Source organism: Frankia sp. CcMO1 (genome assembly GCF_977945845.1).
Genome location: NZ_CDWTMG010000205.1, coordinates 3,266 through 9,477, shown reverse-complemented (window position 1 = coordinate 9,477; position 6,212 = coordinate 3,266). Strand labels below are relative to the sequence as shown.

The 6,212-nt window shown below is 70.8% G+C and carries 6 protein-coding genes; 1 reads left to right on the top strand and 5 read right to left on the bottom strand.

The annotated features are described in order from the left end of the window. Nucleotides 1–81 precede the first annotated feature (81 nt). The 5 genes from AC08OU_RS19265 to AC08OU_RS19245 form a co-directional block, all read right to left on the bottom strand. Nucleotides 82–276, bottom strand: coding sequence for a hypothetical protein (locus tag AC08OU_RS19265; RefSeq protein WP_476605466.1), 195 nt, complete (start codon nt 274–276; stop codon nt 82–84). A 76-nt stretch (nt 277–352) separates the two neighbouring features. Beyond that, a complete protein-coding gene (locus AC08OU_RS19260) occupies nt 353–2,671 on the bottom strand; it encodes a 2OG-Fe(II) oxygenase (protein ID WP_476605465.1) in 2,319 nt (772 codons plus the stop codon). Between the two features lie 47 nt (nt 2,672–2,718). Beyond that, a complete protein-coding gene (locus AC08OU_RS19255; RefSeq protein WP_476605464.1) occupies nt 2,719–4,368 on the bottom strand; it encodes an HNH endonuclease signature motif containing protein in 1,650 nt (549 codons plus the stop codon). A 90-nt stretch (nt 4,369–4,458) separates the two neighbouring features. Continuing rightward, nucleotides 4,459–4,938, bottom strand: coding sequence for a hypothetical protein (locus tag AC08OU_RS19250; protein ID WP_476605463.1), 480 nt, complete (start codon nt 4,936–4,938; stop codon nt 4,459–4,461). Further along, the gene (locus AC08OU_RS19245; protein WP_476605462.1) at nt 4,935–5,471 is read right to left on the bottom strand and encodes a hypothetical protein; all 537 of its coding nucleotides are present in this window, start codon (nt 5,469–5,471) and stop codon (nt 4,935–4,937) included. The genes AC08OU_RS19250 and AC08OU_RS19245 overlap by 4 nt, the downstream gene beginning before the upstream one ends. A 118-nt stretch (nt 5,472–5,589) precedes the next feature. On the opposite strand from AC08OU_RS19245, the gene AC08OU_RS19240 reads away from it, so the two are divergent. Further along, on the top strand, nt 5,590–5,850 hold the full coding sequence (locus tag AC08OU_RS19240; RefSeq protein ID WP_476605461.1) for a hypothetical protein: 261 nt from the start codon (nt 5,590–5,592) through the stop codon (nt 5,848–5,850). The last annotated feature ends 362 nt before the right edge of the window (nt 5,851–6,212 follow it).

Genomic DNA, 6,212 nt, shown 5'->3' with positions numbered 1-6,212 from the left:
TCCAGCTCCCTTCGGGCCGGGTCTGCCTGGGGTGGGTGTGGATTCATCGCCGATGACCAGAGCATTGTCCGCGCCGGACTTTCAACGATTCTGGGCGGCCAACCAGACATCGACGTCGTCGGTCAGGCCGCCGACGGACGTGAAGCCGTGGTGGTGATCACCACGTTCGATACCGACGAATACGTCTACGGCGCGCTCAAGGCAGGCGCCCGAGGCTTTCTGCTCAAGGGCGCCTCGCCCGAGCAACTGGTCCACGCCATCCGCGCCGCGGTTCACGGCGACGCGTTGATCGACCCCGGCGTCACCGGCCGGCTCCTCGCCGCCTTCTCGGCCAGCGCTCCCACCACCGCCGCTAGGCGTTCCATTCGGAGAGTTGTTCCAGGTCGAGTTGGTCCTGGTGTCGTGCTTCGCGTTCCCGCTCGAAGAGCTGCGGTGTCTTGGTCAGGACGAGTGTGTAGGGGCTGCCCGATCGCCGGGTCTGGTGGGTCACCGGAAGCTCGGCGGTGTCGATCCGGGAGTGGATGTGCTGACGCTTCTGCTGGGCGAGGGGCCATTCGAAGGTGCGGCGACCCGGATCGCGGAGGAACTCGCCGAGCGTCTGGCACAGGTCGCAGGTGCAGCCGGCGAGCGGGGTGAGCGACCAGTCGCCGTCCGCGCGGGCCGGCGCGGCCAGGCGGGCACGAAGGGACCGCGCGCACTCTGCGGCCAGGTCTTCGAAGCCGGCCCCGTCACGTGCGGCGGGCGGCAGCTCCGCGGCGGCGCGCAGCGCCGCGAGCAGGCACGCCGTCAGATCGTCACCTCGCTCGCGGCAGAACTCGACCGCCTTCCCCCGGACGTCGGCGGCGCCGGTCTCGACCGCGGCCGTCAGGACGGCCGCCAGCGGACGTCCCAGCTTGGTGAGCCGTTCGGTTCGGTGGCTGGGCGCCGAGGTCTCCTCCGCGTCGCGGAGGTTCCTGCCGAGGCAGGCCCAGGAACCTTCGACCAGCAGACGTGCCGTCGCCGGCACCTCACCGTCCACTGCCGACAACGCCTGGCAGAGTCCCGGCACGGTCGTGACCCAACCCATCCGGCTCCGTTTCACCGTGTAGGACCAGCCCTCGGGCCGACCGAACCACTCCCCCAGCAGACCGGCGGCCCACGCCTCGCCGTACCGGGCGGCCAGAGCGGCGAGCGGGGCCATGTGGCGCGCGCGGAGTTCCTCGATGAGGAACCTGCGGACCAGCAGCCGCGCGGTGTCGGGGTCGTCCAGGGCGCAGGCAGCGCGCAGCGTCGTCTCGAAGACCTCCCCGAAGTCGCCCTCGGGGAGGGTGACGGTGTCCCAGAACGGCGCGAGCGTGGCCGCCGCCGCCCGTGCACCCTCGACGTCGCCGCCGCCCGCCTGGGCCAGCAACTCCTCGACGGCCCAGGCGGGCGACGCCTCCGCCCGTGCCGCGAAGCTCCGGTCACGTGACCACACGACGACGGCCGCCCGGCGGTACCAGCGGTCGAGCGTGTTGCCGTAGTTGCCCATGTACCCCTCGTACTCCGAGGAGTGCGGCTGCAACTCGGCCGACGGGGTCGTCGCGCAGACTTCGGCGTCCCTGACGTACAGCGAGATGTCCTGCGACGCGCCGTCCTGGTCGACGAGGTACGTCAGGGTCACCGACGAATCGATCAGGCTCTGGAGTTCGTACTCCTCGTCCCCGGCCGCCCTGGTCCCACGCTCCTCGTCGGAGTGCCGGTATCGGCGCCGGTACCGGTAGTCCGGCTCGAGAACATCCCAGGTCTCCTGGATCTCGGTGAGCGCCAGCACGGCCTCGCAACCCGACCGCTCCGCCGCGGCCCGCAACCGGGACGCCCGCTGGATGTCGGCTCCCTTCAAACGGGTCCAGCTCAGGCCGCGTTCGGTGTACTCGTGATCGAGCAAGTACACCAGCCTCGACGGCGGGGCGCCCGCGTCGTCGCCGCGGAAGCGGGGCGGTACACGGGTCGTGAAATGCTCCGCGACGCAACGCGCAAGTTCCTCGACATCCGCCTCGTCGTCGAGCGAGGCAGGGGCCGCCTCACCCTTGAGCAGCAGGTTGTAGGTGACGGCGACCCGGTAACCGGTCTTCACCGGCCGGACCTCGTGGTGGCGGTCGGAGTGAAAGGCGACCAGCGCGAGGTCCTTCCGCCACCCCCGATGGGTCCGCGACTCGCCGCCGTGATGGATGATCAGCTCACCACCGGTGTGAACCGACGGCAACGTCACGACCAGGGTTCCGATCATGCTGTCGTGCTTCTCGGAATCCTGGTGCGTGCGGAAGAACTGGCCCGGCTCGTAGACCAGCAGGGAGTGGAAGTCCGCCATCAACTCGCAGGACGGCGGCAACCCGAACGCCTCCCTAACCGAGTCGAGAACACCCGCGAGCGCCTCGGTCCATTCAAGCCGCACCAGGTGAGCCGGCACCTCCCAGGTGTCGCGGACCTCCCGGTCAGTCAGCGTCTGCTCGCCGCGCCCGAACCGCGCCGGCGATCCGAGCGCGAGCAGATCACGGGCCTGGCCGGCCCGCACCGGGAACCGGACCGGTCCGACGCCGTCGACCTCCAGGCGCAGATCCTTGGCATCCATCGTGAGCTGCACGCACGGTGGGACGGGAGCCCCGAGGGCACCGAGCTGCTCGGCCAGACGGCCGCGTACGGCGGTGGACATCCGTTGAAACTATAGGCGAGCGGCCACCCGGGGATCGGCGGGATGGCTCAGAAGGGTGGATCGACCGGTACCGGGGCAGGTTTCGTCGGCGGGGGTTCCGGTGGTCGCGGCGTAGGTGGCATGAGCGGATCGAGTGGGACCGGATAGCGCCGGCCGAGTGGGCTGGTCCAGATCACGGTCCCAGGTGGATCGCCCGAGCCACCGAGGAAGGCTCTCGGTGAATCCGGTCGCTCGACACGCCAGCCGCCGTTGTGCTTGCACCTGTGGTGAGATCGACACAACGGGATCATGTTGCAGACGCAGGTAGGTCCGGCGGGGTAACGGATCACATGGTCGATGTCGCAGCGGGTGGCGGGTTGGCGGCAGCCGGGGTGCATGCAGAACGGATCCCGCGCGACGACCTGGTCCAGGATGGCCTGGCTGGGCCGGTACGGCGTCGTCTTGCCGATCCACCGGCAGGCCCCGGTCTCGGGATCGACGCAGGCGCTCTGGATGGTCGCGGCGTCGGCGGCCAGCCGGCGGGCGAGGTCGGCCGGGACCGGTCCGTACCCGGCCAGGGTGGCGGGCTGGTCATCGGTTCCGGCCAGGGTGGATGCGGCGATCGTGATGACCAGGTGCGGACGGCGTCGCTTGAGCGTCGGCAGCGGCGGCGCCAGCCACCACCGCAGGCCACCGTGACAGTCCGCATCCGGGTCGCCCCGGCCAGGCTCGCCGAGATCGGTCGGCTGGCTGGGCTGGACGCCGTGACCAGGCCGGGCCGTCGGCCGCGGCGGCGGCGGATCGAGGCAGGGCAGGGGTTGACCGTCGAGAATCGTGGTGAAGATATCGCCGAGAACGTCGGCGCGTCGCTGATCATGCGTGCGCGGGTCGTTCCGGTCAGCGGCGGCGACGCTGCCGGCAAGCCCGCTCAAGACGGTCTCGATGACGGTGATGGTCTCGGCGGGCAGGCGCGCCCACATCTCCCCCATCGCGTCCGGCAACGGTGCCGTCCACACGCAGCGTTCCCGCCGCTGCTGCTCGTGCCGCTCGGCCGCGTCGACCGGGTTCACCGCCAGCAGGGCGCGGCGGATCACCTCGCGGATCTGCGACGTCGTCCGCGCGGGCGCCCCCGCCAGGGCTCTGTCCTCGATCGCGGCGCGGTCCGCGGCGGGCAGATCCGGCACGTCACCGAGTTCCCCGGCGATCACCTCGGCGCGTGCCTGGTCGATCCGCCCCTGTCGCAATGCCTGCAACGTCGCCGGGAACCGCACGGTGAGCTGCTCGGCCAGATCCACCCGCCGAGCGGCCGAATACCGCGTCAACCCCAGCGCGGCCCCGACCTCCGCGATCGTCAAGGTCCGCCCGTCCAGCGCCTCACGCGCCTGCGGGTTCATCGACGGCCGCCGGGACAACTCCGCGACCGCCTCCAACTGCACTGACTGCGCCCACGACGCCTGCCGCTCGGCCCCGGTGACCAACCGGAGCAGATCGTCATCCGAGACCTTGCCGAGCCCGGCCCGCACGTCCTCGATCGCCGCCGCCAGCAGGTCTCCCGGCGGCTCGTCCAGGGACTCCACCGCCCGCGGCATCAGAACCTGCTCGACCCAGCGCCGGGCGTCGTGCCCGAGCCCCGTCACCACCTCGATCACCGCACCGGCGCCCGGCGCGGCCGCACGGTGGGCCGGAAGCGAGTCAGCGGAATCGGGTGACTCGAACATGTGTTCGATTCTACTCAACCCGGCCGACATTTCCGCGACGCCACGCCGCGCCACGCCATCCGCACCCGGGTGGCCGGGCCCGGAACGCCATCACGGGGGCAGCGGGATGTCCCGGCCGGAGCGATGAAGCTCGCGGAGCGCCTCGATCGCCAGCGTGAGTGCCTGTTGCCGATCCTGCTCGGTGACGGTGGGGACGACGTCGCGCAGGTAGCTCAGGACCGACTCGACCACGACCCCGGGCGAGATGCCCTCGACGGCCTGCGGCTGGCCGGCGACCGATCGCAGAGCGGCCTCGACGATCCAGACCGCGATCACGGCACCGTCGATGTCGGCGAGCGGCGTCCGCGCGGCGAGCCGGGACAGTTCGGCGTCGGGGTCGTCGACGTCCTGTAGTTGCACGCGGACGACGGCGGACAGGCATGCCGTGATGGCGAGCGCCGCGGCGACGTCGTGCTCCACGTCGTCCTCGTCCAGGTCATCGAGGGTGTCCAGGGCGTCGCCGTCGCCACCGGACATGGCCGCACGTGCGAGCCGCTCGGCGAGGTGTACCTGCTCGTCCGTCAGCCTCATCCGGACGAGGCCACCTCCTCGAGCAGCTCCCGCGCGGTCTTCGCCGCGGCGTACAGGTAGGACTCGTAGGCGGCGCCGGTGAGCCCCGCGTCGTGCACCAGCCCGTACGCCAGCCACAGCTGCCCACGGTTCAGGTCCTCGCTCGACATCCCGTCAAGTACCGCGTCGTCATCGAGCACGGCCGCACGGATCAGGGCCTCGGCGAGCATCGGCGGCGGGTTCCCATCCTTGATGTAGCGCGTGCGGACCGTGGCGACGACGGCCCGGATGTCGCTGCGCGTGGGGCGCTGCCGGAACCGCCGGTCGGCCGCGGCCAGGAACGCACCCGTCATCGCCGCGCGTGCCGTGACGACGCCCATCTCCTCGATGGCATCGACGTCGATTCTCGCGCCGGGGGTGAGCAGGTGCCGGATGAGCTTGCGCAGGTACGTCAAGGTGGTGAGGCCATCGTCCTTCGTCCGGAACTCCTCGCGCCACGCGACCGTGTCGTCGTCACTCACGGCTCCGGGCTTGCCCCCGGCACCTGCAGCCACCGCTCGTCCCCTCGGAATCGTCGCCTCAGTTGCGCAAGATAATATAGCAACCTACGCCATAATAAGGGCAAGGGAGCGGATAGCGATCAATCAGCCCCGATCGGTATCAGGAGGATTCATGGGTGAGATCGCGGACGCGAAGGCCCTCCTCGCGTCGGCTTCCGGCGAGGCGGACCAGGCGATCGCCGCCGTGCAGCAGGCGATCGAGGCCGTCAACAACGCGCTCGCGCTGATGGAGAGGGCTGCCGGGGGCGGCCGCCACCAGCAGTTCCGGACGGCACGTCGCACCTTCCGCCTCAGCCGCCGGCGGCTCGAGATCGTGAAGCGCCTGCTGCACGAGGCGCAGGAAGACGGCGACGAGTACGCAGCGTTCTTCTGACCCACACTCGATTCCCTGACGCCACGCCCGCATACCGGGCCGCACGCTACGGCACCACACCTCCCGGCGCGACTTTCGCGAGAGTAGCCCGGGTTTGTGACGGTCTGTCGCGAAGGGGTGCCCGTGAGTGCCATCGGCGAGGCCAAGGCAGCGATCGCGTCGGCGTCCAACGAAGCCGACCAGGCAATGGGCGCGGTGGGCCAGGCCACCAACCTCTGACCCCCACCAGGTCACCAGGTCACCACGTCGTGTCACACGTCACCCGCGCCGTCGCACTGCTCACCCAAGCCGTCAACGCCGGCGACCGCGCCCAGGCCGCCTGCTCCACCGCCGACGAGCACGCCCGCATCATGCGCGACACC